General features: G+C 62.4%; 16 protein-coding genes. 7 read left to right on the top strand and 9 right to left on the bottom strand.

Translation table 11 applies throughout. From position 1 onward, the window contains the following. Nucleotides 1-305: 305 nt before the first annotated feature. The 5 genes from ACN9MX_RS20965 to ACN9MX_RS20985 form a co-directional block, all read right to left on the bottom strand. The gene (locus tag ACN9MX_RS20965; RefSeq protein WP_363828911.1) at nt 306-1,550 is read right to left on the bottom strand and encodes a hypothetical protein; all 1,245 of its coding nucleotides are present in this window, start codon (nt 1,548-1,550) and stop codon (nt 306-308) included. Nucleotides 1,551-1,589: 39 nt separating this feature from the next. Further along, the gene (locus ACN9MX_RS20970) at nt 1,590-2,804 is read right to left on the bottom strand and encodes a sulfotransferase family protein (protein WP_363828913.1); all 1,215 of its coding nucleotides are present in this window, start codon (nt 2,802-2,804) and stop codon (nt 1,590-1,592) included. Between the two features lie 78 nt (nt 2,805-2,882). Continuing rightward, the gene (locus ACN9MX_RS20975; RefSeq protein WP_363828915.1) at nt 2,883-3,656 is read right to left on the bottom strand and encodes a MarR family winged helix-turn-helix transcriptional regulator; all 774 of its coding nucleotides are present in this window, start codon (nt 3,654-3,656) and stop codon (nt 2,883-2,885) included. Nucleotides 3,657-3,771: 115 nt separating this feature from the next. Further along, a complete protein-coding gene (locus ACN9MX_RS20980; protein WP_363828917.1) occupies nt 3,772-4,899 on the bottom strand; it encodes an acyl-CoA dehydrogenase family protein in 1,128 nt (375 codons plus the stop codon). A gap of 16 nt (nt 4,900-4,915) precedes the next feature. After that, nucleotides 4,916-6,118 (bottom strand): acyl-CoA dehydrogenase family protein, encoded by a 1,203-nt coding sequence (locus ACN9MX_RS20985; RefSeq protein WP_426387706.1) that lies wholly within the window; start codon nt 6,116-6,118, stop codon nt 4,916-4,918. A gap of 149 nt (nt 6,119-6,267) precedes the next feature. Here ACN9MX_RS20985 and ACN9MX_RS20990 point away from each other — a divergent pair, with 149 nt between their 5' ends. Beyond that, nucleotides 6,268-7,041: an SDR family NAD(P)-dependent oxidoreductase gene (locus ACN9MX_RS20990; protein ID WP_363828921.1), complete on the top strand. Its 774-nt coding sequence runs from the start codon at nt 6,268-6,270 to the stop codon at nt 7,039-7,041. Between the two features lie 37 nt (nt 7,042-7,078). Here the strand turns inward: ACN9MX_RS20990 and ACN9MX_RS20995 are convergent, their stop codons facing one another. Then, a complete protein-coding gene (locus ACN9MX_RS20995; protein WP_363828923.1) occupies nt 7,079-8,752 on the bottom strand; it encodes a GMC family oxidoreductase in 1,674 nt (557 codons plus the stop codon). Nucleotides 8,753-8,934: 182 nt separating this feature from the next. Here ACN9MX_RS20995 and ACN9MX_RS21000 point away from each other — a divergent pair, with 182 nt between their 5' ends. The 4 genes from ACN9MX_RS21000 to ACN9MX_RS21015 all read left to right on the top strand — a co-directional run bounded on the left by ACN9MX_RS21000 (nt 8,935) and on the right by ACN9MX_RS21015 (nt 14,264). Next, nucleotides 8,935-9,723, top strand: coding sequence for an SDR family NAD(P)-dependent oxidoreductase (locus ACN9MX_RS21000; protein ID WP_363828926.1), 789 nt, complete (start codon nt 8,935-8,937; stop codon nt 9,721-9,723). Nucleotides 9,724-9,766: 43 nt separating this feature from the next. After that, nucleotides 9,767-11,242 carry an aldehyde dehydrogenase gene (locus ACN9MX_RS21005; protein ID WP_363828927.1) on the top strand — a complete coding sequence of 492 codons (1,476 nt, stop codon included), beginning with the start codon at nt 9,767-9,769 and terminating at the stop codon, nt 11,240-11,242. Nucleotides 11,243-11,248: 6 nt separating this feature from the next. Continuing rightward, nucleotides 11,249-12,586 (top strand): MFS transporter, encoded by a 1,338-nt coding sequence (locus ACN9MX_RS21010; protein ID WP_363828930.1) that lies wholly within the window; start codon nt 11,249-11,251, stop codon nt 12,584-12,586. 103 nt (nt 12,587-12,689) lie between these two features. Beyond that, nucleotides 12,690-14,264: an AMP-binding protein gene (locus ACN9MX_RS21015; RefSeq protein ID WP_363828932.1), complete on the top strand. Its 1,575-nt coding sequence runs from the start codon at nt 12,690-12,692 to the stop codon at nt 14,262-14,264. Nucleotides 14,265-14,299: 35 nt separating this feature from the next. Here the strand turns inward: ACN9MX_RS21015 and ACN9MX_RS21020 are convergent, their stop codons facing one another. Further along, nucleotides 14,300-15,145: a metal-dependent hydrolase gene (locus ACN9MX_RS21020; protein WP_363828935.1), complete on the bottom strand. Its 846-nt coding sequence runs from the start codon at nt 15,143-15,145 to the stop codon at nt 14,300-14,302. A 180-nt stretch (nt 15,146-15,325) separates the two neighbouring features. On the opposite strand from ACN9MX_RS21020, the gene ACN9MX_RS21025 reads away from it, so the two are divergent. Then, nucleotides 15,326-16,429: an epoxide hydrolase family protein gene (locus ACN9MX_RS21025; protein ID WP_363828937.1), complete on the top strand. Its 1,104-nt coding sequence runs from the start codon at nt 15,326-15,328 to the stop codon at nt 16,427-16,429. After that, nucleotides 16,426-17,172, top strand: a complete 747-nt coding sequence (locus ACN9MX_RS21030; protein ID WP_133651327.1) for an enoyl-CoA hydratase/isomerase family protein — start codon at nt 16,426-16,428, stop codon at nt 17,170-17,172. The genes ACN9MX_RS21025 and ACN9MX_RS21030 overlap by 4 nt, the downstream gene beginning before the upstream one ends. A 21-nt stretch (nt 17,173-17,193) precedes the next feature. Here ACN9MX_RS21030 and ACN9MX_RS21035 read toward each other — a convergent pair whose 3' ends face one another. Both ACN9MX_RS21035 and ACN9MX_RS21040 read right to left on the bottom strand, forming a co-directional pair. Then, nucleotides 17,194-17,994 carry an AAA family ATPase gene (locus ACN9MX_RS21035; RefSeq protein ID WP_133651328.1) on the bottom strand — a complete coding sequence of 267 codons (801 nt, stop codon included), beginning with the start codon at nt 17,992-17,994 and terminating at the stop codon, nt 17,194-17,196. A gap of 57 nt (nt 17,995-18,051) precedes the next feature. Next, nucleotides 18,052-19,158, bottom strand: a complete 1,107-nt coding sequence (locus ACN9MX_RS21040) for an amidohydrolase family protein (RefSeq protein ID WP_363828940.1) — start codon at nt 19,156-19,158, stop codon at nt 18,052-18,054. Nucleotides 19,159-19,235: the final 77 nt, after the last annotated feature.

Raw genomic sequence — 19,235 nt, forward strand, 5'->3', positions numbered from 1 at the left:
GGGACTGATGGAACCGGCCTATAGCTTTGCTTTGAAGCCGGCGAACGGATGAACGCCAGCTAGCGCCATTTCCCGCTCGGCCAAACCCCTGATTGGCGGATGTTATGGATCATCAGATAGGCGATCTTGCATATGCGCTGGAATAGGGAAGATGATTTAAGTGGTCCGTTGTTTTCAGGACACAGTTCCAGCGTCATTTTTTCCGGCTTTATTTTCAGATGATTATATAATCCATATCTTTTCGGCAAAATGTTGCATCAACGTTTAAACCGGATGCTTTTTTCCGGGCATGAGGATGTTTTTAGTCAACTATTGATCCTGCGCGACCAGGCGCCACGACGCGCATCAATCTGCGCGAGACGTTCTTCCCGGCTCAGCCGGGCAATATCATCGGGCAGATGCGCATCAACCTGCTCGAATGGCACGATGTCGAGCCAGTGGACTGGTCCCCCGCCCTGTACCCTGTCCGGCAGCCCCTGCCAGCGGATCATCGGCAACAGGTCACGCAATCCGTCAGTCTGTACCCAGTTGGCGATGCCCGGATCGCGCGCCGACACAACTGTCGTGATCAATCCGTCACCGCCGGGCGCGGCCTGCATGGCGGACAGGCCACTTTGCAGGCGATGCGCATCCACCGATCGATACCACCACATGGCCAGTTGCAGGCTGTTATAGGCAGCGCCTGCTGGATCGAAGCGGATTATGGCCGCCTGGTCATCCTCCAGATGCAGGCGGCCAAGGCTGCTTGCCTGCGTGACGAGGCCGCCGACGCTGGCCGTCCTCAAAGGCGGAGGCATGCTGTTGATCGCATGCCCTGCCGACAGGCGGAAGAACCAGTAATAGAGGGGCACCTCCTCCCGCGCGCGACGCAGCGCCTCCTCCAGACGCTGTTCGAAGGACATGGGAGAGACGGCAGGCGCATCGATCCGCTCGATCCCGAGGATCAAGGGGGTTTCCCTTTCCCAATCCATCATGGAATCCCGCACGAACAGGAATTTGACGCGCGGATTGGTGGTCATGTGATTGCGCCGCCCGGCGGCAGGCTGGTCATCGATCGTGATGGCGAAGCCGCCGTCGTCCCCGACATCGATTCCGGGGATCTCGACCGTCTGCGTCGTGATCGACGTGCCCCAATTCTCCACCAGCGTGAAGGATATATGCGCCGGGCAGGCATTGATGACCTTGCCGGTAATCCGATAGCGACCGCCATGGGCGATGCCCGCCAGCCGATAGCAGTTGTCCGGATTGTCTCCCCCCATGCGCGCATCGGGCACGGCCGCACCATTCCAGCAATGGCCCGGCATGAAGTTGCGCACGAAACGGGGACGAACGGGGTCGCGGGCCGCAGCCTTGAAAAGATAATTGCTCATCCAGGCGTCCATCGCACCGTCGAAAAGCGGCTCGACCTCCAGCGGCACGTCACTGCCGTGACCCACGCGCCAAAGCTGCGCGCAATGATTGCGCGCCGCCCTGGTCGCCGCCTCGTCCCACATGGCGCGGACCTCCGCTTCGGCAGCGAATTGATCCTCATTGGCGACAGGATTGGTCATCAGCCCTCCTCCAGGATCAGCATCCGGCATGGTGGAGCCTCAGGCCCGGGCGAACCGGCCCAGCCCGAAGCGCCGCGAATAACCCTCGAACGCCGTTTCGATCATCTCGCGGCTGAGGCCGAAGGGTTCCAGGGCGTAATCATAGCGGCCATAGCGATTGGAAGCATTTGCCGGATCGGCCAGCCACGTCCGCATCCGGCTGTCGAATTCGGGCGTGTAATCCATTTGCCAGTGGCCATAGGCTCGCCGGATCACATCCACGGGGTCACTTGTCAGGTCCTGGAAATCGACATGGAAAATGCGAGGATCGTCAACCAGCGGATTTTTCATCGTTTCGGCCAGCGATGCCGCGATGCTTTCGACAAAGGCTGGACCGAGGGCCTGAAAATCCATCTGCCAGTTGGTGATACCGCCATAAAGCACCGCCGTGATCGCCATGATCGAGGGATGGACCTGAACCGGGTCGCGATGCGGCCAGATGCACAGCGCGTCGGGATAGGCCTCGAACAGCGCATCCAGCGCGAACTGGTGGTATATTCCCTTGGCTACCCAATGGCCGGTCGGCTGCTGCCACTGCAAATGTTGCAGGAACTGGCGATGGAAGCTGTACGCCGCGGCGATATTGCTGGCGTCCAGGATCATCGCCAGCGCCGGCAGCTTGTACAATAGCGACGGATAGGCGTTCTGAAAGTCGAGGGTGAAGATTTCCTCGCATTCGATCGGGCAATGGCCGCGCTTGTCCCAATAGGGGTGAAGCGTGAGCAGGCCGGGCGCGCGCATCAGCAGCTCGTCCAGTTCCCTGGCCGTGAGTTCTATCCGCTCCGGCGTTACCGGCACTTCGCCTGGCGGCGGGCTTGGCGAATGGCTATGCCACCAGAGCGGGGTACGCGCGCCGGGGTCCTCGGCCAGCAACGAATGGATGAGTGTCGTGCCGGTCCGGCCGAAGCCGATGACGAAAATGGGCCGCTCTATCTTTTCCTCTGCGATGGCGGGAATGCGTTTCCGGTCCGCCGCGAGCCGCAGGCGAGTCGAAAGCAGCTTGCGCAGTTGCAACTCGACATCCGACTTCTGTTCGGGACGCAGGGGCGGCTGTTCGTTGAGCCAGCCCGTGAACCGTTCCACCCTGCCGACAAGAGCGGGATCGAGCGCATCGAAATTGCCGGCGATTATCTGAGACGTGCGGATGAGCGCTGCTGCATCTATGCCGCTCGACAGGTCAGCAACGGTTCCCACATTTTCCGATCGGCTGCGCATCACCCCTCCTGACTAGTTCACCTGGATTTGCATATGCTGGAGCAATAGGCGCCTGAAAGTCAATTAAACTGGATATTATCACATGGGCGAACGATAATGATGAGAACGTTCGTTCCTATCCTGCTCCGCGACCAGCGCTTCTGCGATATTCAGTGATTCTATCATCGCATGATATTGCTGCTCGCTGAGCGCGGTGGGCCAGAGGATATGCGGAGCGGAGCGGTCGAGCTCGACCAGCCTGGTGAGCGCGGCGTGGCCTGCCTCCGTCAATTCGATGAACAAACCGCGCCGATCGTCCGGATTGGGCACCCGGCGAATAAAGCCCAGCGCCTCCAGCCGATCGACCCGCTTGGCGACGCCTGCAAGCGACATCAGGAAATAATGTTTGAGCGCGGTGGGCGCGATGCGATGGGGCGGTCCCACGCGGTACAGGGCATCGAGCAGGAGCACGTCGCCGGATGTCAGCCCTTCCCGCGCGGCCGACAGTGTCATGTGCCGTTCCATGCTCCGGGCCAGGCGCAACAGGCGCGTCGTGACGGAGTAGGAGCGAACCAGCAGCGGATCATAGTCTGTCGCCCAGGCAGCCAGAGCCGCCTGAAGCGGGTCGGCCGCGGTGGGCGCCGGAACCTCGTCGACCTGCACCTGCGGATCGGGCAGGATGCGAAAGGCCGGTCCGGGCGCCAGTCGCCGGTCGGCCGACCAGAGCAATATGCCCGCCTCTATCAGCTGATCGACGCGCCGGGATGCCGATGATTTGCTGGCATAATCCCACAGCCTGGCAAGGCCCGCCATGGATGGGATGGTGCGGTGCACCGCATAATGCACTTCGAGAGCGGCGCGGCATGCCTCCACGCTGCGCTCGCCTTCTTCAGTCCTGGCCCGTCCCGTCATGGCACCACAAAGACACAGGGTGAGGCGATCCGCAAGAGCCTGGTCCGGCCCTCAACCGCGTGATCCCTTGCAGAGCTTAGCCGAAGATGCTGTCGCCAAAGCGTTCGCCATGCTGGATCAGGTCACCATATTGTTTTTCCATGCACATCAACCGGCGAAAATAATGGCCGATCGCATATTCATCGGTCAGCCCATAGCCGCCATGGACCTGAATGCCATTGCGCGAGACTGTCTGCCCCGCCTCTCCGATGACAAGGCGCGCGGCGGAAAGCGCGGCCGACCGCGTCGCCTCATCCTCATCCGCATTGGCCAAGGCGTGGTAGAGCATCGAACGCGCCTGATGGGCGGCGACGAAATTATCGGCCATGATATGCTGGATCGCCTGAAAGGAACCGATGGCGACCCCGAACTGCTTGCGCTCCTGCACATAGGCGCCACAGACCTTGTTCGCGGCTTCCATCGCGCCGACCGCCTGCGCCATCAGCGCGATCGAGGCACGATCGATGGCCTCGCGCAGCACCGCCGCGCCGCGATTACCGCCGATCAGCAGAGCCGCGGACGGGAGCGTCACGTCGGCAAGGACGATGTCGGAGGCGCGTGTGCCATCGACCAACGCATAGGATTCAACCGAAAGGCCGGGCGCATCGGCGGGCACGAGGAACAGGCCGACGCCCTCTTCCCCCTCCAGACGGGCCGAGACGATCAACTGCCCCGCGCTGGGCGCATCGAACGCCATGATCTTCGTGCCGGACACAATATATCCGTCATCGGAACGGCGGGCGCTGGTACCGGTCACCTCGACGTCGAGCGGATGAGCGCCATTTTCCTGATGCGCAAGCGCGATGCGCAGCGTGCCGCCCGCAACCTCGCCCAACAGGTCCAGCGCCCGCGCTTCGTCCGCGGATTGCTTGAGCACATGCCCCCCAAGCACGATCGTGCTGATATAGGGTTCGGTCGCCAGCGCCTTGCCCAGCGCAATGTTGAGCAGCGCAATATCCTCTATCGTGCCGTCCAGACCACCCGCTGCTTCCGGCACCGGCAGGGCAAGCCATCCCAGCTCCGCAAACTGCATCCAGCGTGCCTCGTCAAAGCCCGTCGCGCTCGATCGCTGATGCCGCCAATATTCGACGTCGGCATTTTCAGACAGCAACCGTTCGGCGCTGTCCAGAAGCATCGTCTGAATGTCGGACTTCGCGAAATCCATTGTTCCTGTCTTCCTGTCAGAGGCCGAAGGCGAGCTTGGCCAGAATATTCTTTTGGATCTGCTTCGACCCGCCATAGATGGTCGCCGCCCGGTTGATCAGCGCCACCGTCGTTCGGCCGGGGGCATAATCGGCCCACACATCCGTGGGCGCAGGGGGAGGCGCAGGGGCCACATCGAAGAAGCGCAGCGCCTTCGCGCCCAAGGCGTCGACCTGCAACATGGTGATTTCCTGTTGCAGTTCGGAACCCCGGATTTTCAACACGGAGGCGGCGGCAGCCTCCGGCGCGTCGAATTCCTCATGCGCCAGCACGCGCAGAACCGACCATTCCAGCGCAAGCAGATCTGCCTCCGCTCTGGCGAAACGGGCGCGGAAGGCAGGGTCGTCAGCGACGCGGCGGCCTCCTGTCATTTCGCCGAGCGCGATGTCCTTCGCGCGTGCCAGTTCACGCTTGCTCCAGTAGATAAAGCTCGACGTGGTGCGCTCATGCTCCAGCAGGAACTTGGCGTAGGTCCAACCCATACCCGGTTCCCCGATCAACTGGTCGGCTGGAACCTCGACATTGTCCAGGAACACTTCGCACAGATGCGCTTCGCCGTTGATCTGCGGGATCTGGCGCACGGTGACGCCCGGCGTATCCATCTTGATGATGAGGAAGCTGATGCCGCGCTGCGGCTTCACATTCTTGTCGGTGCGGACCAGGAAAAAGCCCCAGTCCGCGTGGGCGGCGCCGCTGGTCCAGATCTTCTGCCCGTTGACGATATATTTGTCGCCGACCAGTTCGGCGCTGGTGCGCAGCGAAGCGAGATCGGAACCCGACCCCGGTTCGGAAAAGCCCTGCGCCCACATGGTCGCGCCTTCGCGGATCATGGGCAGGAACCTGTCCTTCAGATAACCGGAACCATAGGTATAGAGCACCGGTCCCAGCATATGCGTGCCGCCCCAGTCGAATTCAGGGGCGTCGGCCTTGTACAGTTCCTCATTGAAGATGAAGAGCTGCATCGGTGTCCAACCGCAACCGCCAAACTCCACCGGCCAGTGCGGCACGGATCGGCCATGAGCGTTGAGGATGCGCATCCATTCCAGCAGATCGGGCACGGCGGCGTTATTGGCAACCTTGCGACGCTGACGTTCCTTCATCTCAGCGGGCAATACGCTGTCGATAAAGGCGCGCACTTCCGTCCGGAAGGTCTGAAGATCGGGATCGAGGCGCAATTCCATCGGATCGGCTCCGGCTATCTGTATGGTGATTGGAATGTCCATGGCCTGCACCGCCAAGGGGTGCAAGCAGCATGGGCCGCGGCATCATCCATGCGATGGTGCGACAGTGTGATTTGACAGCAGGACGACCGTCATGATGAAGATCATACATGCAAAATGCAGAAACAACAGATGCGCATTGCGATTGCGACAGCCTGATATGGATTTCAGGCGCCACCGAGGGCATAGGATTGGGCCTGGCGCGCAATGTTCCTTATGTCAACGCGCGCGTCGTCAACTTGTCGCGACGGCCCCATCCCGACCATGAGAGCGTCTTCCTGGACCTCGCTGATCCGGCAAGCTGGAATGATGTCGGCTCTCATTTTGCCGACAACCTCAGCCGGTTCCGCGGCTCCCGCGCGATCTTCATCCAGAATGCGCACATGAAGGGGATGACCGGCTTTGTCGGAGAGGTCGCGCCCGACGATTATGCCCGCGACATTGTCGCCAATGTCGCCGCGCCCCTGCGGCTGGCGGAAATGTTCGTGCGCGCGGTCGGGGAGAGCGGCTTTGCCGGAGAGGCGGGGCTGGTCCTCATGTCCTCTTCTTCCGCCCGTTCACCTACCATAGGACAGAGCGTCTATTGCGCGGGCAAGGCCGCCCAGGAAATGTGGGTTCGCGTTACCCGCAGGGAACTGGCGCTGCGCGGAAAGGACAATATCTGGGTGACGGCAGTGCGGCCGGGATTTGTCGACACGGCTCTTACCCGCCATGTCGCCGCCATGGCCGACAGCGACTATCCCATTGCATCGCAGATGCGCAGGCAGATGGAACTGGGCATCGGCGTCATGGACATAGACACAGCCGCGCGCCAGATCTGGGATGCACTGCCCACCGACCAGTCGCTCCTGCTGTTTGGGGAGCAGGTGCGCCAACCGAGCTGAACAGCTCCATCCGGGCGAAGTGAAAGGGCGATCTTCGTCAGGTTTCGGCAAGGATCATGTCGGAACCCTTTTCCGCGATCATCATCGTCGCCGCATTGGTGTTGCCTGAGACGACAGCGGGCATCACAGAGGCATCGACGACCCGCAGGCCTTCCACGCCGTTGACTTTCAGCTTTCCGGAAACGACCGCGTCCGGCCCCACGCCCATGGCGCAGGTCGACGCCTGATGATAGCCGGTCGACCCGCTGGAGCGGGCAAAGCCCAGTAGTTCCTCGTCGCTCTGCAATGCCGCGCCCGGCGTCAGTTCATGATCGAAATAGGGGGCAAGGGCAGGACTTTCCATGACGCGGCGTGCCCAGCGCAGACAACCGACCTGCGCCCGGCAGTCTGCTTCGGCCGAAAGGAAATTCGGCCTGATCGCCGGCGCGTCATGGAAATCGCCGCTCCTGATATGGATCGAGCCCTTTGACTGCGGCCGCATCACATAACCGCCCACCGTGATGCCGGGCAGCTTTTCCATCGTCATCGCGCCCTTCAGCGCGAGCGCCTCGAAATCAACCGTCGCGGGGCTGGCGAAGAATTGCAGATCGGGCAGGTCGAACGACGGATCGGACTTGAGGAATGCGGTCAGATTCGAGCCGCCCAGCGCCAGCAGACCCGTCCGGTTCATGGCAAAACGCAGCATCTGCCCCACCAACGGCAAGCCACGCGACATGGCGTTGAAGCTCGCAGCACCCGGTTTGAGGCGGGCGCGAACCATCGCCGCATAATGATCCTGGAGATTTTCACCGACATTCGGACTGTCGACAAGCGTCGTAATGCCCAGCTCCCGCAGCCGCTCGCCCTGCCCTATGCCTGACAGCTCCAGCAATTGGGGGGAATTGATCGCACCGCCCGACAGGATGACCTCTCGGCGCGCGCGCACCTGCCGGATGCGGCCGCCCTTCCAATATTCGATGCCCACGGCTTTCCTGCCTTCGAACAGGACGCGCGTGGCATGCGCGTGAATGATGACCTGGAGATTGGGCCGCTTCATCGCCGGATGCAGATAGGCAACGGCCGCCGATACGCGCATGCCCTTATAGGCGTTGAGCCGGATACGGGCCACGCCTTCCCGGGTGGTGCCGTTCAGATCGTTGGAGATCGGGGCACCAGCTTCCTCGAAGGCCCTGGTCATAACATCCAGCATGGGATGTCGGATCGGCACGTCGCTTATCTTGAGGGGGCCGACCGGCCGGTCGCTGCCGACATCCGCGCCCTGCTGATTTTCGATCTTGCGAAAATAGGTTTCGGCGTCTTCCCATCCCCAACCGGTCAGTCCCCTTTGCCGCCAGCCGTCATAATCCTCCGGCAGGCCACGGACCCAGATGATGCCGTTGATGGAAGAGGAGCCGCCCAGAACCTTGCCACGCGGGAACACATGCCGCCTGCCGTCCGATCCCGGATCGGGTTCGGTCATATAGTTCCAATTGACGCGAGGATCCTTCAGCATCCTGGTGAAGCCTGCAGGCACGTGAATGTTCATCGTGCTCATCGCCTGCGCGGGGTTGAGAAGATTCTGCAGCGGCCTGTCGTCGCCGCCCGCCTCCAGCAGCGCAACCTTGTGACGGCCGTTCGCGCTCAGCCGGTTGGCGAGCACGCAGCCGGCCGATCCGGCGCCGACGATGACATAATCGGCTTCCGCCTCCACGACGCTGTGCGCCTCGACCATGATGGCTTTCTCCTTTCCCAAGCTGCTGTGCATAGCGGGGAAGCGCAAAGGGTGTACAAGCCTTGTGCGGACCTTGACGACGAACATCGCTCTTATGATGGCTGGACTTGCGCCATCGAAATCGGGCCGCTGGCAACGCTATGATTGCATCGGAACAAGGTCTGGCCAAGGATGAGGACAAAATGACGGGGCTTTTCTCGCTTGCAGGCCGCACGGCGATGGTCACGGGCGCCTCTCGCGGCCTGGGCCGGGCGATCGCGCTGGGGCTTGCGGAAGCCGGGGCATCGCTTGTCCTTGCCGCGCGCGACGCCGCAAAACTGGAAGAAACGGCCGAGAACATCCGTGCGGCAGGCGGTCAGGCGCGAACGATCGCCTTCGACCTGGCGGATCTGGAAGCTGTGCAGAACGCGACCGAGAGGCTGAACGCCGAAGAGCCCGGCATCGACATACTGGTCAATAATGGGGCTATCGGCGGATGGGGGCCGCTCCACCAGTCCACCCTGGCGCATTGGGAAAACATGTTCGATGTGAACGTATCGTCCATGTATCTGCTGTGCCGCGACCTGTCTAAGGGAATGGTGGCGCGCAAATGGGGGCGGATCATCAATTTCGCCTCCTATGTGTCCGACACGGGGCGGCCCAACCTGTCCGCCTATGTCGCCAGCAAGCATGCGGTTCTCGGCCTGACGCGATCGATCGCGGCGGATCTGGCCCCCCATGGCGTGACCTGCAACGCCATAGCGCCCGGCTTCTTCGACACGGACATGGCCGCGCCCACGGTCGGAAACCCGGCGCGGGCGAAAATCTTCCGAAGCGCCATAGCACTGGACCGTTTCGGCGATCCGAAGGAGATGGTCGGCCCGGTCCAGTTCCTGGCGTCCGATGCGTCGGGCTATATCACCGGCCACATGCTGCCGGTGGACGGCGGCGTCGCCAACATCCTGTCGCTGCCCGTCGTTGTCGAGACCTGACCAGCGTCCCGCCCATATTTGCCGTATCCTGAAGGAACTTCGCATGACCGATACGCTCGTCAATCTCGCAAGCCCGGAGAAGCTGTTCATTGGCGGCGGCTGGACCAATTCTTCCGGGTCCGATGGAATAGAGATCATCTCCCCCGCCACCGAGGAGAAGGTGGGCCGCGTCGCCAAGGCAACGACTGCGGACATGGATCGCGCCGTCGCGGTCGCGCGCGATGCCTTCGACAATGGCCCGTGGCCGCGTATGACCGGCCCGGAACGTGCCGTCTATCTGCGTCGCATCGCCGGTGAGATGGCCAAGCGGAGCGACGATTTCGCGCGCGCCTGGTCGATGCAGGTGGGCATGCCCTATTCGCAGTCGTCGATGACCGCGCCCTTCATGGGCGGCTATTACACCTACGCCGCCAATCTTGCCGAAAAGGGGTTTGAGGAGGTGCGGCCCGCACTGGCTGGCGGCCATGCCATTGTCGTGCACGAGCCGGTGGGCGTGGTCGCCGCCGTGGTGCCGTGGAACGCCCCGCTCGCCACCCTTTCGCTCAAGGTGGCCTTCGCGCTGGCCGCCGGCTGCACGATCATAGCCAAGCCATCGCCCGAAACGCCGCTGGAAGCACTGATCCTGGCCGAATGCATTGCAGCGGCAGGCGTGCCGGAGGGCGTCTTTTCCGTACTGACGGCCGATCGTGACGTCTCCGATCATCTGATCCGGCATGAAGGAGTGGACAAGGTCAGTTTCACGGGTTCGACCGCCGCAGGCCTTAATATCGCCTCGATCGTCAGCGCGCGGTCGGGACGCATCACGACCGAGCTGGGCGGCAAGTCCGCCGCCATCGTCCTGGACGACGCCGACATCGGCAAGGTCGTGGAAGGCATCATGCCGAACCTCGTCGGGCTGTGCGGCCAGCAATGCGCCGCGTTCAGCCGCATATTGGTACCCCTGTCTCTGAAGGGCGCAGTGGAGGAGGCCATGGCCGCCGCAATGCAATATGTGCAGGTGGGCGATCCCTTCGTCGAAACCACGCAGATGGGCCCGCTCGTCACCCAGCGCCAGCATGGCCGCGTCTTCGACTATATCCGGCAAGGCAAGGCGCAGGGCGCCCGCATCGTCACCGGCGGCAATCGCCCGACGCATCTCGACAGGGGCTGGTTTGTGGAACCGACGCTGTTCACCGACGCCAGCAATGACATGACCATCGCCCGCGAGGAGATTTTCGGACCCGTCGGCACGATCATCGCCTATGGCAGCGAGGAAGAGGCCATCGCCATCGCCAACGACAATATCTACGGGCTGTCGGGCGGCGTCTTCACCCAGGATGTCGAGCGCGCCTATCAAGTCGCCCGGCGCATTCGAACCGGCAATTTCGGCCATAATGGCCGCGTCATCGATTACACCATCCCCTATGGCGGCTTCAAACAGTCCGGCGTGGGCCGCGAAGGCGGAGTGGAGGGACTACACGGCTTCACGGAGGTCAAGGCTGTCTTCATGCAGGAACTGCCTGCTCATCTGAAGGCCTGATCGCCCTTGCCACCCCCGGCGCGAACGGAGAGGCCCGACAACAGCAGCGACTGGCCCGACAATTATGGTCCTGCCAGCGCCTGGTGGACGGTGTTCATCCTGACGATCTTCCAGATCGTGTCGATGATCGACCGACAGGTCATATCGGTGCTGATCCCGGAAATGCGGGCGGACCTTGGCCTCAACGATTTCCAGATCAGCCTGGTTCAAGGCCTTTCCTTCGCTCTGTTCTACGGACTTATGGGATTGGTGATCGGTGGGTTGGTCGATCGCTATTCTCGGCGCGCAATCATGTTCGCGGGCATAGTGGTCTGGTCGCTAGCAGCAGCGGGCACGGGGCTGGCGCGCAGCTACCACGAGTTGTTCGCTGGTCGCCTGCTGGTCGGCGCGGGTGAGGCGGCGGTATCGCCGGCGGGGCAGTCGCTCCTGTCGTCCATCTTCCCCCGGCACCGGCTGACCACCCCGATCGCCTGTCTTTCCGTGTCCGGCGTCATCGGCATATCGCTGTCATATGCGCTTGGCGGCAATCTGCTCGCCCTATTTTCGGCGCAGCCGCTGGGCGGCCCGCTCTCTGGCCTTGCGCCATGGCGGCAGGTGCTGGTGGTGACGGGCCTGCCGGGCGTGCTGATCGCCTTCCTGGCGTTCGCCTTTCGGGAACCGAAGCGCCGCAGCCTGACCCCGCCGGACCGGCGGGCGGCGACCTGGGGCGCGTTCTTCCGCCATATCGGCACGCATCCGCGGCTAATGCTGGGCTTGATCCTGGGATCGGCGGTGATGGCAGTCGCCATACAGGGCACCATGGTGTGGACCCCAACCTATGCCCGTCGGGTGCTCGGCGCGAGCGCGGCGGACGTCGGAACAATGATGTCGTTCGCGGTCGCGTTGGGCGGTATCATCGGTGGCCTGTCGCTCGGCCTGTTCATCGACCACCGTTTCGCGCGTGGTACCCGCGACATGGCGCTGCGACTGCTGTGCGGCTTCTGCATCGCCATTCCTCCTTGCCTGGCCGCTGCCTTTGCGCTCGGCAATTTCACGCTGCTGTTCGGCGCGATCACACTGATGATGATGACCATGGGTTCAAGCTATGGCCCGACCATGGCCGCCGTGCAGATGATCGCCCCAGTGGAGATGCGCGGTCGGTTCGCCGCGCTGATGGTGCTGGCTTCCAATCTGTGCGGCTATGCGCTGGGGCCGATGCTGATCGGCTTTCTGACGGATTATGTCTTTGGCGATCCCATGAAGCTCGGCTGGTCGATCATCACCTGCCTCCTGACCGCGGGGCCGCTCGCGGCATGGATGGTGTGGTCGGCGCGCGGCGACTTCCTGCGCCGTCTGGATCAATGAGGACAGCCATCACAACCGCGCTTATGTCGCGGCCGTTCTTCCTTCAAAGGCACGTTCGGCCCATGCTGCCATGCGGCATCGGCAAAGCACTGAAAAGGCCATCATGACGACGACTATTCCCGCCCTTATGCGTAGCGCAGCCGCGCGCCACGGCGACCGACCTGCCCTGGTTTCGCAGACAGACGGAGCGATCAGCTATCGCGAACTCGACCGCCAGGCCGATCTGGTCGCAAAGGCGCTGATCGCGGATGGCGCCCAGCCGGGCGACCGGGCCGTCATCTGGGCGCCCAATATGTGGGAATGGGTCGCCATAGCCATCGGCATCCAACGCGCCGCCGGCGTCATGGTGCCGCTCAACACGCGCCTCAAGGGCGGCGAGGTGTCCGACATCGTGCGCCGGGGCAAGATCCTGCGCCTGTTTTCCATCGGCAATTTCCTTGGCCGCTATTATCCGGCCATGCTGAAGGACGAGGCGATGCCCGAACTGCGCCGCCGCATCGTGCTGCGTGCCGAACCGCAGCAATTGGGCGAAGGCGAAATCCGGTTCGAGGATTTTCTCGCCCTGGCCGACAGCAGCAGCGATGCACAGCTTGCCGAGCGCGAAGCAATGGTGAAGCCCGACACGCTGGCTGATCTCATGTTCACGTCCGGTACCACGGGAGCACCCAAGGGCGCTTTGTTCGATCACCGCCGGTCGCTGGGTGGAGGTCAGGCCTGGGTGGACATTGCGCGGCAGACGGCGGACGACCGCTATGCCGCCTTTGGCCCCTTCTCCCACAATGCTTCCTACAAGGCGGGCTGGGTCGCGTCATTGATCGCGGGCAGCACGCTCTATTGGCCCGAAGCCTATGATCCGGCCAGCGTCCTGGACCTGGTGGCGAAAAACGGCATCACGGTCATGCCCGCCCCGCCCACCGTGTTCCAGGAGATGCTGGCCTTTCCCAACTGGCGCGACTGGGACATTTCCAGCTGGCGATTCATGTCGACGGGATCGACCGTGGTGCCGATCGAACTGATGAAGCGGCTTCAGGCGGAAACCCCGATCCAGGAGATCAGCACCGGCTATGGCATGACCGAATGCTGCGGTTCCGCCACGCACACCCGGCCGGGCGATCCGATGGAGCGCATCGCCTATACGGTCGGCACGGCGATTGCCGGCACGGAAATCCGGATTGCCGGACCGGATGGCCGCGCTTTACCGGTGGGCGAGCCGGGAGAAGTGCTGATCCGCGACAACAAGTTGCTGATCGAATATCTGGACAATCCGGAGGCGACCTTATCCACGCTGGACGCAGAGGGCTGGCTGCATTCGGGCGATGTCGGTTGCCTTGACGCGGACGGCTATCTGAAGCTTACCGACCGGCTGAAGGACATGTACATCGTCGGCGGTTTCAACGTCTATCCGGCCGAGATCGAGAAGCAGATGTCCGGTCTGCCGGGAATCCATCAATCCGCCATCATCGGCGTACCCGACCAACGGCTGGGCGAGGTGGGGCATGCCTTCATCGTGCGTTCGGCCGGTTCGTCGATCACTGCAGAGGAAGTGATCGGCTGGGCAAAGGCCAATCTCGCCAATTACAAGATCCCCCGCGGGGTCACCTTCCTGGACGCCCTGCCGATGAATTCCACCGGCAAGGTGATCAAGTTCGCGCTGAAGGAACTTTACAGGACCCTGTGATCCTCATCCGCTGGCAGCATGAACCGGTCTGATTGTCAGGCTGCAACCTCGGGCCTTTCGAACTGGCGCAGATAATCGAAAAGGCCGGCAGGAGTCGGCTTTTTCGCCGGATCATACCAGGGCAGCAAATTCTTGAGCAATTGCGGGAAGAAGACCCTTCGCTGAAAATTGTTGAGCGCCTTGATGTCACGGTCAAGGGCGGCTTGCTCCACTTTCGTCATGGCCCTGCGGTCCTGTTCGATCAGATAGGAGAACATCCGGGCCATATAGCCCTGAAGATGAACCATGGCGTAGATGCAGCCATAGACACGATAGAAATAGCCGTTCCAGATCCTGCCCCACAGGCCGCGACTGTAAATCCGGTGATAGATCTGGAAGCATACTTCCCGATGTTCGAACTCTTCGGCCATATGCCATTTCCAGAGCGCCACGGCATTGGCATCGGCGCCCTCCGTCAGCGCATCCATCCGTTCGAACCATATGCTGCCTTGCCCCGCGCCCAGCGATTCGAAACCGTCGGCATAGGCCAGCATGAATTTGAGCGAGCGGTTTTTGATAAAGCCGTCCAAGTCGTCGGCGAGCTTCTTCTCGAATTCGGCGAGTTGAGGATAGCCTTGCGCCGCAATGACCTTGTTGAACTTCTGATGCTGGCGATAATGCTGCGATTCCTGAGCGATAAAGGCGGCCATGTCTTCTCGCAGCCGGTCCGAACCGGCGGGCAGGAATTCCATCGCCATGTTCAGCACCTTGATCAGCCAAGGCTCCACAGGCGCGGGGATGATAGAGGTCGCATTCTGGAATTGGGCGAAGGCGATATTGGGCGCCCAATGGGCCCGGACCTTCGAAAAATCGATACGGGGATAGCGGATGACGATGCCCATGGGCGCCCCTCCATTGGTGGTTTTCTACTGTTCTTTTTTGTTCAGGATACGCCATCGTACCATCGGTTTTCAAACCTGTCATGATTCCGAAGACCCGATCACGACTGTGATGCATCCGCCCGTGCATATCCGGTGAAGCAAGGGAGGGATTATGAAATGGCGATCATCAGGAGAGGCGCGTTGACCCCTACCCCCTTTCGCATCGATGTGCCGCAGGCTGTGCTCGATCATATCGGACACAGGCTGGCATGTAGCCGGATCGGCTATATGCCCGACGATCCCGACCAGTGGAAATATGGCATGGATGCGCGATATCTGGCCGAACTGGTCGATTATTGGCGCTCGACATATGACTGGCGCGCGGAGGAGCAGAAACTCAATCGCTGGCCGCAGTTCATGGCGGAGGTGGAGGGTATTCCCATCCACTTCTACCATGTGCAGGGCAGCGACGCCCGAAAGCCGCCGATCCTGTTAACGCACGGATGGCCGGGGTCGGTAGTGGAGTTTCAGGACGCGATGCCGCTGCTGGTCGAGGCCGGATTTTCCGTCGTCATTCCCTCCCTACCCGGATATGGCTGGTCGGGCCGCCCGCCCCGCCCCATCGGGCCGGCGCGCGTTGCAGCCATGTGGCGGACATTGATGGTCGACATACTCGGTTATGAGCGCTTTTTCGCGCAGGGGGGCGACTGGGGATCCGCTGTGACAACGCAATTGGGCATCAGCCACGCCGATGTGGTGCCGGCTATCCATCTCAATTTCTTCATGGCGCCGTCACCGGATGCCGATGCCGACGCAGAATTGCTCGACTATTGGACGCAGGTGCGCGCAGTGACGGAGGCGGAAAGCGGTTATCATCACGAACATGCCACCAAGCCGCAGACGATCGGCCTTGCCCTGCATGACAATCCGGTCGGCTGGGCGGCGTGGGTGGTCGAGAAATTCTGGCGCTGGGGCGATACCAAGGGCCACATAGAAAGCCGTTTCAGCAAGGATCACCTGATCACCAACCTCATGAGCTATCTTGTCACCGACAATGTGATGTCCTCGATCTGGATGTATTATGGGCTGCATGGCGACGCACTGGCGCCCGGCCCGGTGCCGGTTCCCACGGCGCTCGCTCATTTCCCCGGCGAATTCTATCCGATGCCCAGCCGGGCGCTGGCTGAACGGCAGTATAATGTGGCGCGCATGACGAAGATGGAGGCGGGCGGCCACTTCGCCGCAATGGAAGAACCCCGGGCGTTCGCGCAGGATGTCATCGAATTTTTCGAGAGCCGGATATGAACGCCAAGCTGAATGATGTGCTTTGGAGGGAGGAAGTCGGCGAAGGCATATTGCTGCTGACGATGAACCGGCCGGCGCAGCGCAATGCGATCGATCTCGTGCTGCTCGACGCCATGAATGCGGCGTTCGACGCTTTCGTGCAGGAAGACCGCTGGCGGGTCGCCGTGCTGACCGGGACGCCGCCCGCCTTTTGCGCTGGATTGGACCTCAAGACCTTCTCCGCCCCCGATGCGCCGCGCCAGTCCGTGACAGCCCTGATCCAGCGCGTGCCGCATCTGGGCAAGCCGATCATCGCCGCGGTTGGCGGTGCGGCCTATACTGGCGGCCTGGAGCTGGCGCTGGGCTGCGACTTCATATTGGCCAGCGATGATGCCCGCTTTGCCGATACCCATGCGAAGATCGGCGCATTGTCGGGCAGTGGTATGGGGTCGCGCCTTCCCCGCGCGGTGGGCGCGCGCTTTGCTCGCCAGATGATGCTGAGCTGCCAGCCCATCGACGCCGCCACGGCGTTGCGCGTGGGCCTGGTGAATGAGCTTTTGCCGGCGGAACAACTGCTGCCCAGGGCGGTGCAGATCGCAGAGGCGATCGCGGCGCATGATCCCGCGCTGATCCGCATGTCCAAGAGCGTCATCGATAAAGGAACGGAGACGACGCTGGCCGGCGCGCTGGAGATCGAAGCGGAGACTTTGCGAAGGCGCAAGGCCGAAGGAGCGATGAGTTGGAGTTCCGGCAAGCCGTCATGACGCCCGCGGTTCGCCCAGGTCCTATTCTTCCTTCAATCGCACGGCCAGGGGCGCTCGCTGTTCGTCCAGTTGGATCAGCAGATCGGCGCGGCCGGGCATTTCATCGAGAATGTGGCGTGTCAGGCGTTCATAGTGGCTGATGAACCGGATGAGCTGCGCATCGTCCATGACGCCCGGACCGGCAGCGCCGGATAGCCTGAGCGCCTGTTCCTGCTGCATTCGCCAGGTGGCGACCACATCCCAGCCCGGCGCAGCGAGCAGCACCAGAAAATCGATATGGTCGAACAATGGCTGATAGGGACCGGCCAGCGCCCTGTTCACGAACGATCGCCAGGTTCCTGACGGGTCTTCCGCCGATTCCAGGGCGTTGACGGGATGCTGGAGCGCGGCTTCGTCTTCGGGCATCGCGCCGACGCACCATCCTTCAAGGAGCACCACCTGCGTATCGGCCGGGGCGACTGGCCACTCCGACGGAGGCGATCGGTCGTCCCGCGCCTTGTCGAAGCGCGGGAGAGCCACGTCCTTCCCCGATCCGATGGAGTCGAGCAGGCGGATCCCCAGCGGGATATCATGCGTGCCCGGCACGCCGCGCGTCCGAAGCAGGGGGTGGACGTCGCGCGCCAGCCTTTCCCGGTCCTGGCGCGTCAGATAGAGATCGTCGAGCGACAGCGTCACCGCACGGTCCAGGCGGCGGCACAGCGCAGCCGCCAGCGTGGACTTGCCGCTGCCCTGCGCACCGCAGATGCCGACGATGATCGGTCGTCGCCTGGTCATCGCCGCCCGCTGCGCGATGGCCCCTGCAACGATCTCCTCAAGCGACATGATGGGGCAAGTCCGTTTCCCGGCCCGGTCGCCGTCGCCACCGGGCCCCTGTTTCTGTCAGATGCCCCAGAGCTGGGCTGCTGTGTCACCCAGTACCTTGCGCGCGGCGGGTTCGCCAACCGTATCGAAAATGCGCTTCATGATCACGTCGCTGCTGCCCATCACGCCTTCCGGGTGCGGATAGTCGGTCGACCACATCACCCGGCCGTCGCCGATGCGCGCGATATTCTCCATCGCGACATCGTCTTCCATGAAGGTGGTGTAACAGTGATTATGCCAGTACCAGCTCGGCTTCTGCGCCAGCTTGGGCCGCAATTCGGTCGCATAATCGCGCGCGACCTTGTCGGCATTTTCCAGAGTGCCGGGCACCCAGCTCGCGCCGCCTTCGGTGAAGACCACGCGCAGGCCGGGGAAACGGTCGAACACGCCGGAGAAGACCAACTGCCCGAACAGCCCGGTGAAGGGCATCAGATTGGCGTTCAGGTTCGCGCCCAGCGATCCCCGGCCGCTATATTGCAGATAGGCGCCGATGTGGAAGGACACGGGGAAGCCGCTGTCCTGGATCGCTTCCCAGAACGGGTCCATGTCCTTGCTGTTGTAGCGCACGCCCTTGGGACTGACCGGAATGTCGATCGCCTTGTAGCCGAGCTGCTTCAGTTTCTGGAGATAGTCCTTCGTCCGTTCCGGCCACAGGAAGGTCGGCAGCAGCGCGACCGGGTACAGCCGGTCCGGCGCGGCTTCCTTCCATTCCGCCGCCCATTCGTTGCAGACATCGACGCAGCGGAACCAGAATTCCTTGTCCGGCATGCGGATCAGGCTGTTGAGACGGCCATGATAGATGATGGCGGCGTCAATGCCCTCCGCATCCATGTCGACCAGGCGCTGCTGCACGTCCCAGAAACCCTCGCGTCCTTCGGGGAAGGTCGGCGGCAGGCCGGGCACGTCGTAATTTTGCCCGTCGACTTCCAGATGGAATCCTGTCTCGTCCTTCCAATATCTGGGCGCGCGATCCTTGTCCGCGCCCTTCAGCCGGTTTTCCCACAGCCCCGGCTCCTCGATCAGATGATCGTCGCTGGAAATGACGCGCATGCCGGCGGGCCTTTCCCAGCTTCTGGCCGGCATCACACGGTCCTTGGGCCATGGGGTCGCGGTAAAACTGTTCATCCTTTTCCATTCCTTCCTGGGGACATCGTCCGACACAGGGCCGCCGTCCGCTACCCCGCCTTGGCAGCCCTTATAGC

The sequence above is a fragment of the Sphingobium sp. R-21 genome (assembly GCF_049913335.1).
In the GTDB taxonomy this organism is placed as follows: Bacteria; Pseudomonadota; Alphaproteobacteria; order Sphingomonadales; family Sphingomonadaceae; genus Sphingobium.